The organism is Aliinostoc maniaoense (assembly GCF_058172895.1).
This window is the reverse complement of sequence record NZ_CP187952.1, coordinates 1,858,256-1,875,238: the sequence shown is the minus strand read 5'-3', so window position 1 is coordinate 1,875,238 and position 16,983 is coordinate 1,858,256. Positions and strand designations below refer to the sequence as shown.

Here is a 16,983-nt window from a genome sequence, read left to right as displayed (position 1 = left end):
TATATCCGTAATTTACCTGTGTTTATAATAGCAGAATAATCTTCTGCGAAATTCCAGGGGTAAGTTTTATGAGACAAAAGCATACGGTTTTAAATTTATTTTCCACCCGTAAAACTGCAAGCTTTGGGTTGGTGAACAAATATCAATTTTTTAGTTCTTACTTTTTACTTTTAGCTGTACTGTTTAATCCTGTGGTGGCGAATGCAGTTGATATTACTGAACAATTGCATCGTCCATTAAATAGTTCTTTTGGACGACAATCTAGAGATGATGCAGACGCGTTATTACGTGTTAGTCAACAGCAATATGCTAGCGGCTACCCTGAAAAAGCTATTGATTCTGGTTTGGAAGCACTGAAAATTTATCACTTGATTGGGGACTTGAGAGCTAAAGGTTTAACGTATGATTTACTAGCAAAGGCTTATATTCGATTGGGACGTTACAAAGAAGGTGAAGATGCGTTACGCCGACATTTAGCGATCGCACGAGATACCCAAGACTTTCAATCTCAGATTTTTGCCTTAAATAATATCGGGACTTTATTCTTACAAGTCGGTGAACCCATCCCCGCCGGTAAAACTCTGGAGGAAGCATTAATAATTGCCCGCAATGTCAAAAATATAGAAGGTGAAGGATTATCTCTGAGTAATTTGGGTTTGGTATCCGCTAGACAGGGAGATTACAACAAAGCAATTAAACTGTATGAAACCGCTTTAATCTACCGCCGCCGTAGTGGTGATTTACAAGGTGAACTCAATACTTTAAATAATTTAGGAGATACTTATCTAGCGGCTGGCAATTATCAAGATACCATTGCCACCTACGGCGCAGCAATGGGAATGGCCAGGATGAACCGCGATCGCACCAACCAAATCCGCGCCATTGATGGTTTAGTCACCGCACACTCTGCTGTCGGACGTTATGAGCGCGCTTTAGAATTACTGCAACAGCGTTTAATTCTGGCACAAGAATTACAAAATCTCCCAGAACAGTTAAAATCTTTCCAATCTTATGCCCAACTTTACGAGCAGTTAGGTAATTATCCCACCGCCCAGAATTTTTATGAAAGAGCGATTATCCTTTCTCAAATCTTAGAAGATAGTCAGCAGGAAGTGTTATTACGCGATCGCTTAACTCAAATGTTAAAGCGGCGAGCTAATTCGTAATTCGTAATCAATATTAATTGCAATTACGAATTATTAAAATAATCAGATTCAAAACCAAGTGGAATCGTGGGTGAGAGCTTCCCTTGCTCCCCTCCTTTTCACGGGTGCAGTCAATCTAAAATCTAAAATCCAAAATCTAAAATTGATTGACTGTTTACCAGTCAACTTGCGATCGCTCTTGCATGACGCTCACATATACATTTTCAGTCTGTTTGGCTAATTTTGGCCAGCTAAAGCGGTGTTCTAAATCTGCATAGGCATTATCAACTAGCCATTGACAATAACCAGGATTTCGCAGTACTTCTAAAATTCCCCATGCCAAAGAATCAGGATCATTTACAGAGGTAACTATCCCCGTTTTAGTATGCTGCACAACCTCCGGGAAGCCGCCTGTATCGGAAACCACTACAGGAACTCGTGAGGCAAAGCTTTCTAAAGCTACAATCCCAAAGGGTTCGTAAAGGCTGGGAAAAACAGCACAATCAGCTACAGTTTGGAATTTATCTAAATATTCGTCCGAAAGAAAGCCGGTAAAGTAGCATTTATCCCATATTCCCAAGTCCCAAGCTTGGCGTTTGAGGTTGTCTGTATTGCCACCACCAACAATCACAAATTTCACATAACCCCCCATTTCCCACAATACCTTGGGGGCGGCATTCATTAACACTGACACACCTTTTTCGTAAGTCATGCGTCCCACGTAGTAGACTATTTTCTCATAGTCGGCGGCGAATTGACGGCGAAAATCTTGAGCGTGAAAGTCTTCGTGATGTTTTTTCTTTTCTGGGCGGATACCATTATAAATCACATCGATTTTATTCCCAGGACTAGCTAAGGCTCGCTCTACCTCCTGACGCATATAGTCAGTACAGACGATAATTCGCCAAGCATTGAAAGCAAGTAAGTTTTCTTTGCCGTGAATGTAGCTTTGAACATCGTTATGAATCCCGTTGTAGCGTCCATATTCAGTAGCGTGAATAGTAGCAATCATGGGAATTTTAAAGGTATGCTTAAGTGCGATCGCTGCATCTCCCACTAGCCAATCATGGGCATGAATTAAATCAAAGTTACCTTCCTCTAAAATTAACTTGCCGCCATGATGTCCCATGCTTTGATTAAGGTTGACTACCCAATGAAAAAAGTCATTGCTATGGGAAACTGGAACTCGATGTACATGGATTCCTTCCACGACTTCATACATCGAAGCATTCCCAACTTCTACAGTGATCAGGTGGATTTCATGCCCTAATTTTACTAGTTCCGGGTACAATTCAGCGACATGACGCGCAATACCGCCAACTATCCTCGGTGGAAACTCCCAACTTAGTACCAGTATCTTCATGAACTAGACTCCCCGATGCTTTGAGCAATTCACAATTCACGCATACCCTTGCAGGTTCGCCGTTAGGCATTTTCATAGAGTCAGCTTACCCCTACAAAATTCCCAATTAAGAAACCCTGCACTGGTGAGAAGCCGTTGAGAGGTTGCACCTGCCAGCGAACTTCAGTAAATATCCTAGCTTCTAAGATTAAGCCAGTTAAAAGTACATTTGCTTTATAAAAATTTAAACTTTTGAGAGTAGAAATTGTAGTAAGTAAATTTACTAAAATTTTCCGACTTTTTCTCACTTATGTGGAAAAATCCGATCAAAAGTTATTAATCCTGATGAAAGTTCTTAGAGGATGTTTAGAAAGTCATCAAGGATACTAAAAACCCCTCTCCATAGCTTGCTTCCCGCAGGGTACCTCTCCCCTACAAGGCTACTGTGTACACACATCCTTGTGCTGAGTGCAAAATATGACTTTATCCCCCCTAGCCCCCCTTAAAAAAGGGGGAACAAGAATCAAAGTCCCCCTTTTTAAGGGGAGACACTGCGTTGGACGGGTTTCCCGGCTCCCTCAGTGTCGTGGATTTAGGGGGATCAGATGACTTGTGTGTACACAGTAGCCTACAAGGAGAGAGGCTTTAAAACCCCCATTCCCTTGTAGGGAAGGGGGGGCTAGGGGGGTTAGGTTAGAGAGACTTTGGTGTTAATAACAATACTTTTCAAACAACCTCTTAGAGTAGCTGCTTAATGCTCCAGTTAAATGGAGTATTTTACTTCCCCATCTCCAGTAATGCAAGATATCGAATTAACATGATCAAAAATGTTTGTAGAGACGTTGTATCACAACGTCTCTACAGTTTGCAACAAATTGTATCCTAGTGTATTCCGATGGGTTTAGCTTTGATCTAAACGCAGCACAGCCATAAAAGCTTCCTGGGGTACATCGACTGTTCCCACAGATTTCATCCGCTTTTTACCTTTCGCCTGTTTCTGTAAAAGTTTCTTCTTACGACTAATATCACCGCCATAGCATTTGGCGAGGACATCTTTTCGTAAGGCGGGGATGTGTTCACTAGCGATGACTTTACTACCGATAGCGGCTTGAATGGGAACTTTGAATTGGTGACGGGGAATGAGTTCTTTAAGTTTTTCCGCCATTGACCGTCCCACATTATAAGCTTTATCACGGTGAACAATCATGGCTAAGGAATCCACAGGATCGCCGTTGATCATGATATCCAATTTCACCAAGGGATTCTCACGGTAGCCAATTAGATGATATTCCATACTGGCATAACCGCGCGATCGCGATTTCATTTGGTCGAAAAAGTCGGTGACTACTTCCGCCAAAGGTAACTCATAGGTGAGGGTGGTACGTCCTTGGGTGAGATATTTCATATCTTTAAACACACCCCGGCGATTTTGCGCCAATTCCATCAGCGTCCCCACAAACCCTTCCGGTGTAATCATTTCTACCTTGACGTAGGGTTCTTCGATCCGTTCACGATCATTAGGTGCAGGTAAGTGGCTGGGATTATCAATATACAGTTCTTCACCCTTGATTGTGATTACCTTATAAACCACAGAGGGGGCTGTAATAATTAAATCCAAATTGTATTCTCTTTCTAGGCGTTCCTGCACAATTTCCATGTGCAGCAATCCTAAGAAACCACACCGGAAACCGAACCCCATCGCGCTAGAGGTTTCTGGTTCGTAGTGTAGTGCGGCATCATTGAGGCGGAGTTTTTCTAAAGCCTCCCGCAAATCCTCAAATTGATCTGCGTCAATGGGGAACATTCCACAGAACACCATCGGGTTAGCTTCGGTGTAGCCAGGGAGAGGTTCTGTAGCTTTGGCGTTTGATAGGGTAATAGTGTCACCCACCCGCGCATCGGCTACAGCTTTAATAGCGGCGGCTAGATATCCCACTTCCCCGGCATGGAGTTCATCGACTTGCTTTTGGGTGGGGGAAAGGACACCCAACTCATCGATTTCGTATTCCTTACCGGAAGCCATTAAATAAACGCGATCGCCTTTTTTCACCTTCCCATCCATCACCCGGAAATAGACAATTACACCCCGATAAGCATCGTAGTAACTATCAAAGATTAACGCCCTTAAGCGTTGATCTACGGTATCTGGTGCGGGTGGTACGCGTTCAACAATCGCCTCTAAAATTTCATCTATCCCGATGCCTTCTTTGGCTGAGGCTAAAATTGCCCCACTGCAATCGAGTCCGATGATTTCCTCAATTTCGCTGATGACTCTATCTGGTTCTGCCCCAGGTAAGTCAATTTTATTGAGAACAGGGATAATTTCTAAATTATGTTCCAGGGCTAAATAGACATTGGCGAGAGTTTGTGCTTCTACACCTTGAGAAGCATCCACCACCAATAAAGCCCCCTCACACGCCGCCAAACTGCGCGACACTTCATAAGAAAAGTCCACATGGCCTGGAGTATCAATCAGGTTCAGGACATAATGCTGACCATCTTTAGCCTGATAGTCCATCCGGGCAGCTTGCAGCTTAATTGTAATGCCGCGCTCCCGTTCCAGATCCATGTTGTCGAGAAACTGTTCCTTCATTTGCCGATCTTCAACCGTCCCCGTGGCTTGGAGGAGGCGATCGGCAAGGGTGGATTTCCCGTGGTCAATGTGAGCAATAATACAGAAATTGCGAATGCGAACTGCGGGAACGTCAGTCATATACTAATCTTTGCTGAAGCAGCAACCAAAGTTAAAAAGCTATTTACTTCATGTATTTTAATGCTTTCTTTGCCAAGATGCTGCTAGTTAGTCAATAGTCATTGGGGATGGGGCATTGGGCATTGGGCATTGGAGTAAAATCTTCCTTGTCTCCCTTGTCTCCCTTGTCTCCCTTGTCTCCCTTGTCTCCCTTGTCTCCCCTGCTCCCTGCTCCCTGCGCCCTGCCCCCTGCCCCCATTCCCCATCTTAAAGATTCTCAACAGACTTTTTAAGAATCTCTATAAAGTCTATTTTTCACTGCTAGTATTCATCAACCGGAAGCGTACAATAAATATATATAAGTACATAGTGTAGAGATAATGGTCAATTGCCACCTGTAATTGCCCTGATATTCTAATTTACTGACAAAACTGCTAGCTGATGCTCTGGAAGCCGCTATAAAAATAGCCAATTGCTACCTGACGCTGTTAGTTTAATGAAATTTCGGGGAACTATGTAACTATAAACTTTTAACATTTTGTCAGTAAACAACCCGAACAGTACATACAAAGGCTTTACAAAGCTGGTGAAAAGACCGTTCCTGAGTATATAAACCTATGAATATGAAAGAAAGAGCTACCGATGCGGAATCTATATCAGCCGATAAGGTAGAAATCGCTGTCCGCCTCGACTCGGACTTACTAGAGCAAATCCAGCATCTGACTGACGATCCGAGCAAGGTAATTGAAGTAGCGATTCGCCAATGGTTGCGGGGTGAAATTCTCAGAGATGATGAACTAACTCGCACCCCTCATCGCATCCCCGTTCCACCGAGGGGTGAATGGAATGATTGACATTTCATGAATAGGCTGTAAAGAATCCAGCCGAAAATTGTAAAGTTGGTCAATCTAGATTCCAGAACAGCTAAAATACGCAATACTCAGTGTGTAGAAGCTGTAAATTTTTATGCCAAGCTTTGCCTAGTTTAAGTAAAACTGTTTTGAGTTGCCATTTATCTATCCAACTCGATGTAATGATTATTACTGCCAACTCCCAATTGCCACACATATTTTCCCAAAATCTGGAATCGATTAACCCTAAAGCTGATGGCTTATTACCAACCCTCGGTGCTGAGTTGGTATATATGCAGGATCGGACAGGGCGTTACCTGTCTTTTTATTGGCAGAAGACTGATATTTTGGGTATTAACTCGCAAAGCATAGCAAATGAATGCAATAGCGAGCAAGTGTTTATCCCAGTAGATCAGGATTCATATTTAGAAAGATTGGATCGCATTTTAACCAGTTTAGTTCCTGAAAAGTGTCAATGCTGGTTTAGGGACGATCGCAATTTATTCGAGTTGGAGTTGGCAATTTGCCCGATTATTCCGCCTGTGGGTACTACTGCTAATACAGTTTTGGTTACGGGTAGGTTATTACAAGTTAAAGTTAATACTCAAGAAATAGATGTAGCAATTAATTCACAGCCAAAGATAGATTTAGAATTGCGATCGCAAAAACACCAAAAACTAGTCAACAAAATTACCAGAAATATCCGGCGCACATTAGATTTAGATATCATCTGGCAACAAACAGTTGATAGTTTAGGCAAAGCATTGCAGTTAGAACGGTGTATTATTTGCCCTTATCAACCTTCTAGCTCCAAGGTGCGGGTGATAGCAGAGTATCATCAACCGCAACGGCCTTCCATGCTGGGGTTAGAAATAGATATCAACACCGAACCAGCCTTTGCTCAAGCCTTGGCTACCCTAGAACCTGTGGTGATGGAAGTGCCAGGGTATAATCTGTGTCCACAACAAAAGATTTTAGTCGTCGCTACCTGCTATCAAGATCAAGCCAATGCTTTAATCGCCATTAATCTGCCAGATGAATGTTGCCCGTTAACAGATGGAGAACTAGAATTAGCCACAGAAGTAGCAGATCAATTAGGAACTGCGATCGCTCATGCTACCTTATACAAAGAACTAGAAGCCGCAAGACAAAAAGCCGAAGAAGCCTCCCGCCTCAAGAGTGAATTTCTCGCTAATGTCTCCCATGAAATCCGTACCCCCCTCAACGGCATGATTGGCTTCTTAAAGCTGATTTTAGAAGGCATGGCAGACGATGCTGAAGAAAGAAATCAGTTTTTAGAAGAAGCGCACCAACTATCTCTACATTTGTTGAATATTATTAACGACATTTTAGATATAGCCAAAATCGAAGCCGGGAAAATGGAGCTTGTTTGCTCTCCTGTCAAGCTAGATGAACTATTTGCTGATGTCGAAAACTTCATGTATCCCCAAGCAGTAGTCAAAAACCTCAGCTTTCAGATGCAATTACCTCCCACTTCCGATGACATCATTGTCCAAGGCAATTACCAAAGGTTATTGCAAGTCATGTTGAATTTAACCGGTAATGCCATTAAATTTACCCACGAAGGCGGTATTACCGTGAGTGCGGATATCGTCCTCCACAAAGGAAAATGTCCAGAACAGCAATTTCCTGGAATGGTAAGAGTCAGAGTAGCAGATACTGGTATAGGTGTTTCCCTAGACCAACAAGATAAACTCTTTCAACTATTCTCACAAGTAGATGGTTCACGTACTCGCCAGTATGGTGGCACAGGTTTGGGACTAGCAATATCTCAAAAACTAGTAGAAGCTATGGGTGGGGAAGTACATTTTTACAGCCTCGGTGAAGGACTCGGTTCTACAGTCACCTTTACAGTTCCCCTATACCAACAACCAGTAATGTTATCTTCTACAGATAGTGAATCAAATTTGGAACAGGGTTGAGGGAATATTTCCGGGCTGACTAAAATTTGCAGTGGGAAAAGTTATTTTTCGCGTTCTTGAAGTAACAAGTAATAAGTCATGGGTATTTACTCATTACTCATTACTCATTACTCATTACTCATTACTCATTACTCATTACTCATTACTCATTACTCATTACTCATTACTCATTACTCAAACTGTATGCTTAGTTTTCCCCCATTGCCTGTTGCCTGTTCCCTTTCACCTAGCCCATTGCTTTAAGATGTAGGCGTAAAAAGCATCTTTATCAACTTTATCCATAGCCAAAATTTTGCGTCCACCAGAGACAACTTTAGTACGTCCCTGACTGATACCAGTCGTAATAATTTCTGTTTCCCATTCTCGTAGTTGATAAAATTCTGGGTGTCCTAAATAAGCGGTTGCTAGCACATCCCAAAAATAATAATCTTGGGGAATTACTAGGGCATAACATTGTCCTGCTAAATCAGAAATAGGGTAGTGGCGTTGTTTTCCCATCTTCTGAACTAAATCTGATGTCACCGGCACATTATTAGTTAAATCCAAAGGACACATAATAATTGGAATTTCGGTTTGCCATACCTGCGCCGCCGAAACCGCATCCCAGTAAACATTCCATTCCGCAGAACCATCTTGCCCAGCTTCCAGACTTTTTTCCACATTACCAGGAACATTTAAAGCACCGCCCATCCAGACAATTTTCTCAATCTTGCTGGCGATATCTGGTGCTTTATCTAAAGCTACAGCTACCGTTGTCAAAGGCCCAGTTACCATGAGGGTGACTGGTTGTGATGCTTCCCGCAAAACCTTCACCATAAAATCTTGCCCGGTTGCTGTCACCAAAGGCGTATTCACAAATTCGTTTTGGTTGAGAATAGGCAGATGGTCAACAATAAAAGAATCACGCCGATATAAGCGCGGAAAAGGATTAATCCCCCGAACAGTGCTTTCTGCCACTGGTATATGAGAAAATCCCATCAAATCAATAATTTTACGTGTAGCACTAACGGCTGGCTGCACATAACAATCAGCAGGTGTAACTACAACACCAAGAACTTCAATATGTTCCATAGTCAACAGCAGCATAGTCGCTAAATAATCGTCTACACCGCCATCATGATCCATTAATACCAGTTGTTTGTTCATACTTAGGAGAAAGAAAGCTATGGATGAATTTATGCAAGCTGCCATTCAAGAAGCAAAACAAGGCAGACAAGAAGGAGGTATTCCCATTGGTTCAGTTCTTGTCAAAGACGGTAAGATTCTCGGCAAGGGACACAACAAGCGTGTACAAGATGGTGATCCTGTTACCCATGCCGAAATCGATTGCCTCCGTAATGCCGGTAGAATTGGCAGCTATAGAGGTACAACATTATATTCAACCCTAATGCCGTGTTATTTATGCGCTGGGGCAGTCGTGCAGTTTGGTATCAAAAAAGTCATTGCTGGAGAATCAAGAACTTTTCCCGGTGCGAAAGAGTTTATGGTATCCCACGGCGTAGAAGTAATTGATCTCAATTTGGATGAATGTGAAGCGATGATGAGTGATTTTATTAGTAAAAATCCTGAGTTATGGAATGAGGATATTGGGAATTAGGGATCTCACATCGGTTAAAAACCGGGTTTCTTGCAAATCCCTCAGCTTAGAAACCTTAATCTTTAGTTCAGAAACCCGGTTTTTTAGGGCTGCAAATCCCTCAGATTAGAAACCTTAATCTTTCGTTCAGAAACCCGGTTTTTTAGGGTTGTTGGATTGTCTCCCTTGTCTCCCCTGCACCCTGCCCCCTGCCCCCTACCTCCTCTACCCTACTCCCCTTTCTTTCAGAAACGCGTCAAAGGTAAACTTATCAGGTAATGAAGTTTGTGCGCCTAATTTTGTAGCGGCTAAAGCACCTGCTGCTGTACCCCAGACAACAGCCTGACGCAAAGAAAGTCCGTGATATAGTGCTGCTGCTAAACCGCCGTTAAAAGCATCACCAGCAGCTACAGTATCAACTGCATCAACTGTAAATGCTGGAACAAAGAAAGTTTCTTCAGAGGTGGCACAGATAGCACCTTGAGAGCCTAACTTGACGATCGCATTTTTCACTCCCCTTTGCAATAACACTCCGGCGGCTTGGGCTGCTGTTTCCTTGCCATCGACGGCAAAGCCTACTAATTGTCCGGCTTCTACTTCATTGGGTGTGATAATATCCACCAAGGGATAAAGTTCTGCTGGTAAATGAGATGGTGCTGGGGCAGGATCTAAAATGATTGGAATGTTGGCATGGTGTGCGGCTTTGGCTGCTGCTACCACCGCCGTCATCGGAATTTCTAATTGTAACAGTAGTGCTGTAGCGGTCGGTAATAGGTGGGATAATCGTTCTACATCTTTTTGATTCACTTGTCCATTAGCACCAGGAATCACAATGATGTGATTTTCACCACAATGATCTACAGTGATGATTGCTACTCCCGAACTAACATTTTGATCAGCGAAGATATTTTTAGTCTGTACACCAGTATCTTGCAAATGTTGAATTAGTTCTGCACCAAAACTGTTTGCACCTACTCGCCCTACCATGTGGGTAGGGATGCCTAGACGTGCCAGTGCTACTGCTTGATTTGCACCTTTCCCACCGGGAATTTTCAAAAATTCTTCTCCGGTTAATGTTTCACCAGCAACAGGCAACCGAGGGGCTGTAACTACTAAGTCTATATTGATGCTGCCGAAGACGATAATACTCATAAAAATTACTATAGAGTTTAGAGCTTATTTACAGCACTTTTGAAGTAAGTGAGATACACCATAAGTCATAAGTAATACTTAATAAGTAAATTTCTTACTAATTATTCATTACTCATTACTTTTTTTCAATCAATTGCTATACCTCATCAACATCAAATTTGCTGTATCAAATAAATATTAAATAGCCGTCATGAACTCCGTACACGAGAACACATGAAAAAGTCTTTCCCTTACACCCCTACACCCTTACACCCCTTATTGGAAGTGTCTTGTCTTGCCAACCTCCAGGCAATTTCTTGATATCTTGGTAAAAAAACTGAGGTTAAGTCCTATGGTGACGACAACACCCAGCAATTCCCAACGGGTGATACTACCTAATATTAGCTGGCATACCTTTGAAACTATACTGGCAGAAATGGGAGATCATCGCACCACGCGGTTGGCTTATGATCACGGAACGCTGGAAATTATGACTCCTTTAATGCCTCATGAGCATAACAAACGATTGATCGAGAAACTGATAGATAATCTAGCAGATGTACTCAACCTCAATCTTAAAAGCATTGGTTCAACAACTTGCAAACGTCCAGATTTACTGCGAGGGGTAGAACCAGATTCAGCTTTTTACGTTCAAAATGAACCCGTGATGCGAGATAAACTTCATCTTGACTTAATGCAAGATCCCCCACCAGACTTAGTAATTGAGGTAGATTACACCAGCGCATCGGTTGAAAGACTACCAATTTATCTGGCTTTGGGTGTTCCAGAGGTTTGGCGGTATGACGAATCTATAATGCAAATTTATCGGTTATGTGATGATGTCTATGTGCTTTGTGATGTCTCTCCAACTTTTGCCAATCTCCCTTTAGCAAGTGAAATTCCTCGATTTTTAGCAGCAAGTTTGCAGATGGGGGAAATTGCCATGATGAAGTCATTCCGTACTTGGGTAAGCCAGCAGATCCAAAATTAATCTTCTCAAATGCTTAAGGTGGCTCGACAGTTATTGCCAAAACGATTAATATATCAAACTGTATAATTATCAGGCTGGGTGTTTATGGCTAGTGTAGAACGAGACGAAACCAGAGAAAATCGCATTGAAGACGAGATTATTGTTGATGCTGACGATAAAGAAGAGCGGGCAATGGGTTGGTATTATTACCTGGATGATACTTTAGAGTTTCCCTTTATGGGTAAGTGGAAGAAGAAGAATCGGAAGACTTCTACCATTGAGGAAAAGCCTGTAGAAGTCTTGGGAATGGCCCCAGAAGATGATTGTTTAAGAGATATGTATGTTGAAGTTGCTTATATTGGGGGTAAGGATGATGATGTACATTCTGCCAAGTTATCTGAAATAGAACCAATTGATGTAGATGATGAAACTCAAGAAGCGATCGCAGATTGGATGTATTGGTTAGCTAGAGGCTACAAGTTTTAAAATTTACTAATAATTGGCAGGCTCATTAAAAACATCATAACGCGCTTTGCCTTGTTGTTTGGCACGGTACATAGCACTATCTGCCGCCCTAAGTATGCTTTCTGGTTCATCAGTGCAACCATGATTTAAAGTAATGCCAATACTAGCCGTAGTATAGATTTGATTACCGTTGAAATTCAGTGGTAAGCCGAGAGTATCTTGAATGCGTTTAGCGACGTTGATCACGTCATTTATATCTCTAATTTCTTCTAACAATACAGCAAATTCATCACCACCAAATCTGCTGACAGTATCTCCACTGCGGACACAGGATTCTAATCGTCTAGCGATCGCTACTAAAAAATCATCCCCCATACTGTGACCAAAGCGATCGTTAATTCCCCTAAAACCATCTAAATCTAAAAATAAAACGGCAAACCGATAATTACTGCGGCGTTTACTGCGCTCAATTGCTTGCTTAAGGCGATCTAAAAATAAAACTCGATTTGGTAATGCTGTCAGTCCATCATAAATCGCATGACGGAGTAATTGCATTTCGGTAAGCTGGCGTTGACTGATGTCTTGAAACATTAGCACTGTACCAGTAATATTACCATTGCGATCGCGGATAGGTGCAATATGATCTCCCACAGGAATTTCTGTGCCATCTTTGGCAATCAATATACAGTTTTCCGGTAAGTTCACCACCTCACCATCTTGCATTACCTGGGTGACTAAATTATCAATTAATTCGTCTATGTCTTGATCAACTAGACTCAAAACTTCCACTAAATCCTTACCCATAGCTTCATTTTCCCCCCAACCCGTGAGTTTTTGTCCCATTGGATTGATCATTTCAATACAACCATCACTCAAGGTGACTACGACTCCACAACCCATGCTGTTGATAATTGCTTCCATTCTTTGTTTTTCTAGTTGTAATTTTCTCTGTCTTTCATATCGTTCTAGAGCAATTTCTACACCAAGATGCAACTCTGTTTCTCTGATGGGCTTTAAAATATAGCTAAAAGGCTGACTAATTCCCTGTTTATGCAGTCTGATATACTCTGAGTATTCTGTTATATATAACACTGGTATATCAAAATTATTTTGGATAATATCTACTATCTGAATACCGTTAATTTTTGTTGATAACCGGATATCAAATAACACTAAATTTGGGTAATGCTCTGCTACATTTTTAATAGCTTTTTCTGCTGAATTTGTAGTCTCTAGAACATTATAACCTAATTTCTGTAAACTATTCTTAATATTCAACGCTAGGATTTTTTCATCCTCAACAACTAGGATTTTGCGAGCCTGCATATTTAAATAGCCTATCTGCTAAGGGTCAGACATTGTTGTTAATTCAACTCAATCTGAAAGGGAATAATTATATGATAATCAATATCTAAAATATCGAACAATCTCAAATCAATTAGTAATAAGTAATGAGTAATAAGTAATAAGTAATGAGTCATGGGATTTACTGATTATTTAAAGACAGCTAGTCATTCATGTTAGTATTTATCAGCAATAGTTAGTAGCAATAAATTGTATATCACATAACAAAAACCCCGTTTTCTCTAATGAAGCGGGGTGTGGAAAGTTGATAATTATTTAGTAATCTTAATCTTCTCTATTTCTAGTTAGTTCAATGCTAATTTTGCCACCAAAATCTGGAATTGGAGCAGCCGGCTTAGTGACTATAACTTGAACTTTTGTGATTTGATGGCACTCTTGGATGATAGAATCAGCGATCGCACCAGCTAAACGCTCAATTAAAGCAAACTTAGAAGTTTTGACCAAATGTTGAATCAAGCTAATAACACTACGATAATCTAAAGTATCGGCGATCGCGTCACTTTTAGCAGCTGTCACCAGATCCAACCATAACCGCACATCCACCTCAAACCATTGTCCTAGCACCTGTTCCTCTGGCAGATACCCAGTGTAGCCATAGCTACGAATCCCCGTTAAATGAATACAGTCCATTTGCAAATCCCTAAATTACGAATTACGAATTACGAATTATACCTATGTCTGATGTGATGCGGTTCGCCGAGAAAAATATTAATCAACTTTGGGCTTATATCCTCACCGAAACACTCAAGCGTCTGGGATTCACTTGTGTAGTTATTTGTCCTGGTTCTCGTTCCACACCCCTAGCAGTCGCCTTTGCACAGCAAGTCCCTGAAATTGAAGCCATTTCGATTCTTGATGAGCGTTCCGCCGCCTTTTTCGCCTTGGGAGTCGCCAAAGCCACCGCTCGTCCTGTCGCCATTGTTTGCACCTCTGGAACTGCGGGAGCGAACTTTTATCCTGCCGTCATTGAAGCTAAAGAAAGCCGCACTCCCCTATTGATATTAACCACCGACAGACCTCCAGAATTGCGAGACTGCCACTCAGGACAGACAATAGATCAAGTAAAACTCTATGGTAGTTATCCCAATTGGCAAACAGAATTAGCCACACCAGTCCCAGAGATGCGAATGTTAGCATATCTGCGACAAACAGTAATTTATAGTTGGGAAAGAACCCAAACCCCAATACCAGGGGTAGTACATTTAAATATTCCCTTTCGTGACCCCTTAGCACCTATTCCTGATGGTCATGATTTAACTCATTTATTAGCCAACTTCCACCCAGAAGCATTCTTTGCTGGTATCACCAATCTTACCCCATCCCCGATTCCCCATGCTCCATTCCCAATAGATCAATCTGAGCGAGGCATAATTATTGCCGGAGTTGCCCAACCACGACAACCACAGGAATATTGTAGAGCGATCGCCCACCTTTCCCAAACCCTCAATTGGCCTGTACTGGCTGAAGGACTTTCCCCAGTCAGAAATTATGCTCACCTCAACCCTTATCTCATTTCTACCTACGACCTGATTTTACGCAATCAGCAACTAGCCGCACAGCTAGCACCGGAGATAGTAATTCAAATCGGGGATATGCCAACCAGTAAAGAACTGCGAACTTGGCTAGACACTCACCAACCCCAACGCTGGATAATTGACCCTAGTTACCAAAACCTCGACCCCTTGCATGGGAAAACAACTCATTTGAGAATGAGAGTAGAGGAATTTTTAGCCAAGGAAGAAGAATGTTCCCCAAAGCCTTCTGAATATTTGCAAATGTGGTGTGATGCTGAAGCTCAAGTGAGGGCAAATGTAGACGCAACCTTTGCACAGATGAAAGAATTAGTAGAATGTAAAGCCGCTTGGTTGATTTCTCAGATATTACCACCTGGCACACCGTTATTTATCTCCAACAGTATGCCTGTGCGGGATGTCGAGTATTTCTGGAAACCGAATAATTTAGGAGTGCAAGTATATTTTAATCGGGGTGCAAATGGCATTGACGGCATATTATCCACTGCTTTAGGAATTGCCCACCGTCATCAAAGTAGTGTGATGCTCACAGGAGATTTAGCATTATTGCATGACACTAACGGTTTTTTAATGAGAAATAAATTTGTTGGACATTTGACAATTATCTTAATTAATAACAATGGTGGCGGAATTTTTGAAATGTTACCCATTGCCAAATTCGACCCACCATTTGAAGAATTTTTTGGCACTCCTCAAAATATTGATTTTGCTCAATTATCCGCTACCTATGGTGTACACCACGAGTTAATTACTTGTTGGCAGCATTTACAGCAAAGATTAAACCCACTGCCAAATTCCGGTATTCGGATTTTGGAGGTGAGGACAAATCGTCAAGCTGACGCGAAATGGCGACAGGATAACTTAGGGCAGTTTGCTGGAAATATGAATTTTAACAGTGTTGATGCTTAGTTGCTTCTAGCGATCGCACTTATCTTACTCAATTGTGTGATTTGCTTGTAGCCAAGTGAGCAAATCAGCGTTCGCCTTAAAATCTAATAAAGCCTCACCTAGTGCTTCCAACTGTTTCAAAGAAAGACTTTGAATCTGTTCTCGAATTTCTTGAGGTAAATCTCCCAAACGTTTTTGCACTAACCGTAGGACAAGTGCTTGAGCTTGTTCCTGTCTACCTTCTTGTCTACCTTCTTGTCTACCTTCTTGTCTACCTTCTTCCTTCCCGCGCGCATAGCCAATGCGCTCACCTGTGGTTATGTAACTCATGCTACGCTCCTGCTCAAACTGTTTAAACTCGTCCCAAAATTCTGCTTCTAAGGCTTTTGGTAAAATCATAACCCAATCAATGAAACGATAAAGGTTACGAATATCCCTTTCTTGCAGTCCTTGTGCGTATAGTCGTCGAATTAAACTGAATTTCCAAGCTTTGCGTTCTCCTAGCTCTTTTGTGGTTTGTTGTGTCTTTAAGTGTGCCATTACCACTGTTGCAAACAGATTATCACTTGCTTCTAATTCTGACCATCGTTGTTGATAATCTAGCAACTTGACTGTTCCAAATCGAAAATGCAGTCCACAATCAGGATAATTGTAACTGTATTGATTTGGTCGCCATGTTGAGTCTGCATCGCACAATATTGCCAGACTAATAGCTGGTTTACCAAATTTATCAAAAATTCGCAGGTTGTAAGTAAACATTCTTTCGGCAAAGTTATCTTCTGATGTGGCTTGAATTTCTACATGAATCAATAACCAGATTTCTTCACCTTGAATATGCCAGACTTTGACTAACTTATCAGCGTATCTTCTACCAACTTCGGCTTCGCGGGTGATTTGTTGAAATTCTTTATCCAGAAACTCATGAGGACGTTCCCAATTAATCAATGCTGCGGTTTGTGGGAAGAAAAACTGCATCGCTTGGGGAAAGTAAGCTTCTAAAATTTCTTTCCACGGTGAATCATTATCGGCTCTTTGAAGTTCCTTGGTCATGAGTTGATTGGGAGATTCATTATTTTAATCATG

At 41.7% G+C, this 16,983-nt stretch carries 15 protein-coding genes; 7 read left to right on the top strand and 8 right to left on the bottom strand.

Annotation, left to right across the window (positions count from 1 at the left end):
- Window positions 1-68 precede the first annotated feature (68 nt).
- The gene (locus tag ACPZ3T_RS08345; protein WP_490275160.1) at window positions 69-1,166 is read left to right on the top strand and encodes a tetratricopeptide repeat protein; all 1,098 of its coding nucleotides are present in this window, start codon (window positions 69-71) and stop codon (window positions 1,164-1,166) included.
- Window positions 1,167-1,320: 154 nt separating this feature from the next.
- On the opposite strand, the gene ACPZ3T_RS08340 is transcribed toward ACPZ3T_RS08345, so the two are convergent.
- The 3 genes from ACPZ3T_RS08340 to ACPZ3T_RS08330 form a co-directional block, all read right to left on the bottom strand.
- Complete coding sequence (locus ACPZ3T_RS08340) at window positions 1,321-2,508, bottom strand: glycosyltransferase family 4 protein (RefSeq protein ID WP_490275158.1); 1,188 nt, start codon at window positions 2,506-2,508, stop codon at window positions 1,321-1,323.
- Window positions 2,509-3,388: 880 nt separating this feature from the next.
- Window positions 3,389-5,200, bottom strand: a complete 1,812-nt coding sequence (lepA, locus tag ACPZ3T_RS08335; RefSeq protein ID WP_490275156.1) for a translation elongation factor 4 — start codon at window positions 5,198-5,200, stop codon at window positions 3,389-3,391.
- Between the two features lie 91 nt (window positions 5,201-5,291).
- Window positions 5,292-5,438, bottom strand: a complete 147-nt coding sequence (locus tag ACPZ3T_RS08330; protein WP_490275154.1) for a hypothetical protein — start codon at window positions 5,436-5,438, stop codon at window positions 5,292-5,294.
- Window positions 5,439-5,796: 358 nt separating this feature from the next.
- On the opposite strand from ACPZ3T_RS08330, the gene ACPZ3T_RS08325 reads away from it, so the two are divergent.
- Entirely contained in the window at window positions 5,797-6,033 is a 237-nt protein-coding gene (locus ACPZ3T_RS08325) for a hypothetical protein (protein ID WP_190704826.1), read from the top strand.
- A gap of 179 nt (window positions 6,034-6,212) precedes the next feature.
- Window positions 6,213-7,973 carry an ATP-binding protein gene (locus ACPZ3T_RS08320; RefSeq protein WP_490277162.1) on the top strand — a complete coding sequence of 587 codons (1,761 nt, stop codon included), beginning with the start codon at window positions 6,213-6,215 and terminating at the stop codon, window positions 7,971-7,973.
- A gap of 222 nt (window positions 7,974-8,195) precedes the next feature.
- Here the strand turns inward: ACPZ3T_RS08320 and ACPZ3T_RS08315 are convergent, their stop codons facing one another.
- Complete coding sequence (locus ACPZ3T_RS08315) at window positions 8,196-9,119, bottom strand: nucleoside hydrolase (RefSeq protein WP_490275152.1); 924 nt, start codon at window positions 9,117-9,119, stop codon at window positions 8,196-8,198.
- A 19-nt stretch (window positions 9,120-9,138) separates the two neighbouring features.
- Between ACPZ3T_RS08315 and ACPZ3T_RS08310 the strand changes: the two genes are divergently transcribed.
- The gene (locus ACPZ3T_RS08310; protein ID WP_490275150.1) at window positions 9,139-9,570 is read left to right on the top strand and encodes a nucleoside deaminase; all 432 of its coding nucleotides are present in this window, start codon (window positions 9,139-9,141) and stop codon (window positions 9,568-9,570) included.
- 204 nt (window positions 9,571-9,774) lie between these two features.
- Here the strand turns inward: ACPZ3T_RS08310 and rbsK are convergent, their stop codons facing one another.
- On the bottom strand, window positions 9,775-10,701 hold the full coding sequence (gene rbsK / locus ACPZ3T_RS08305) for a ribokinase (RefSeq protein WP_490275148.1): 927 nt from the start codon (window positions 10,699-10,701) through the stop codon (window positions 9,775-9,777).
- Window positions 10,702-11,032: 331 nt separating this feature from the next.
- On the opposite strand from rbsK, the gene ACPZ3T_RS08300 reads away from it, so the two are divergent.
- Window positions 11,033-11,671, top strand: coding sequence for a Uma2 family endonuclease (locus tag ACPZ3T_RS08300; RefSeq protein ID WP_490275146.1), 639 nt, complete (start codon window positions 11,033-11,035; stop codon window positions 11,669-11,671).
- An 84-nt stretch (window positions 11,672-11,755) separates the two neighbouring features.
- Window positions 11,756-12,136, top strand: coding sequence for a calcium-binding protein (locus ACPZ3T_RS08295; RefSeq protein WP_490275144.1), 381 nt, complete (start codon window positions 11,756-11,758; stop codon window positions 12,134-12,136).
- Between the two features lie 6 nt (window positions 12,137-12,142).
- Here the strand turns inward: ACPZ3T_RS08295 and ACPZ3T_RS08290 are convergent, their stop codons facing one another.
- Window positions 12,143-13,441, bottom strand: a complete 1,299-nt coding sequence (locus ACPZ3T_RS08290) for a diguanylate cyclase domain-containing protein (RefSeq protein WP_490275142.1) — start codon at window positions 13,439-13,441, stop codon at window positions 12,143-12,145.
- A 303-nt stretch (window positions 13,442-13,744) separates the two neighbouring features.
- Window positions 13,745-14,110 carry a dihydroneopterin aldolase gene (gene folB / locus ACPZ3T_RS08285; RefSeq protein ID WP_490275140.1) on the bottom strand — a complete coding sequence of 122 codons (366 nt, stop codon included), beginning with the start codon at window positions 14,108-14,110 and terminating at the stop codon, window positions 13,745-13,747.
- 44 nt (window positions 14,111-14,154) lie between these two features.
- Between folB and menD the strand changes: the two genes are divergently transcribed.
- On the top strand, window positions 14,155-15,921 hold the full coding sequence (menD, locus tag ACPZ3T_RS08280; RefSeq protein ID WP_490275138.1) for a 2-succinyl-5-enolpyruvyl-6-hydroxy-3-cyclohexene-1-carboxylic-acid synthase: 1,767 nt from the start codon (window positions 14,155-14,157) through the stop codon (window positions 15,919-15,921).
- A 24-nt stretch (window positions 15,922-15,945) separates the two neighbouring features.
- Here menD and ACPZ3T_RS08275 read toward each other — a convergent pair whose 3' ends face one another.
- Entirely contained in the window at window positions 15,946-16,950 is a 1,005-nt protein-coding gene (locus ACPZ3T_RS08275) for an Rpn family recombination-promoting nuclease/putative transposase (protein ID WP_490275136.1), read from the bottom strand.
- Between the last annotated feature and the right edge of the window lie 33 nt (window positions 16,951-16,983).

Excerpts from the sequence above, each read along its gene's own strand:
- ACPZ3T_RS08345 (WP_490275160.1), top strand. The coding sequence starts at position 69 with ATGAGACAAAAGCATACGGTTTTAAATTTATTTTCCACCCGTAAAACT.
- ACPZ3T_RS08340 (WP_490275158.1), bottom strand. The coding sequence starts at position 2,508 with ATGAAGATACTGGTACTAAGTTGGGAGTTTCCACCGAGGATAGTTGGC.
- lepA (WP_490275156.1), bottom strand. The coding sequence starts at position 5,200 with ATGACTGACGTTCCCGCAGTTCGCATTCGCAATTTCTGTATTATTGCT.
- ACPZ3T_RS08330 (WP_490275154.1), bottom strand. The coding sequence starts at position 5,438 with ATGGGGGCAGGGGGCAGGGCGCAGGGAGCAGGGAGCAGGGGAGACAAG.
- ACPZ3T_RS08325 (WP_190704826.1), top strand. The coding sequence starts at position 5,797 with ATGAATATGAAAGAAAGAGCTACCGATGCGGAATCTATATCAGCCGAT.
- ACPZ3T_RS08320 (WP_490277162.1), top strand. The coding sequence starts at position 6,213 with ATGATTATTACTGCCAACTCCCAATTGCCACACATATTTTCCCAAAAT.
- ACPZ3T_RS08315 (WP_490275152.1), bottom strand. The coding sequence starts at position 9,119 with ATGAACAAACAACTGGTATTAATGGATCATGATGGCGGTGTAGACGAT.
- ACPZ3T_RS08310 (WP_490275150.1), top strand. The coding sequence starts at position 9,139 with ATGGATGAATTTATGCAAGCTGCCATTCAAGAAGCAAAACAAGGCAGA.
- rbsK (WP_490275148.1), bottom strand. The coding sequence starts at position 10,701 with ATGAGTATTATCGTCTTCGGCAGCATCAATATAGACTTAGTAGTTACA.
- ACPZ3T_RS08300 (WP_490275146.1), top strand. The coding sequence starts at position 11,033 with ATGGTGACGACAACACCCAGCAATTCCCAACGGGTGATACTACCTAAT.
- ACPZ3T_RS08295 (WP_490275144.1), top strand. The coding sequence starts at position 11,756 with ATGGCTAGTGTAGAACGAGACGAAACCAGAGAAAATCGCATTGAAGAC.
- ACPZ3T_RS08290 (WP_490275142.1), bottom strand. The coding sequence starts at position 13,441 with ATGCAGGCTCGCAAAATCCTAGTTGTTGAGGATGAAAAAATCCTAGCG.
- folB (WP_490275140.1), bottom strand. The coding sequence starts at position 14,110 with ATGGACTGTATTCATTTAACGGGGATTCGTAGCTATGGCTACACTGGG.
- menD (WP_490275138.1), top strand. The coding sequence starts at position 14,155 with ATGTCTGATGTGATGCGGTTCGCCGAGAAAAATATTAATCAACTTTGG.
- ACPZ3T_RS08275 (WP_490275136.1), bottom strand. The coding sequence starts at position 16,950 with ATGACCAAGGAACTTCAAAGAGCCGATAATGATTCACCGTGGAAAGAA.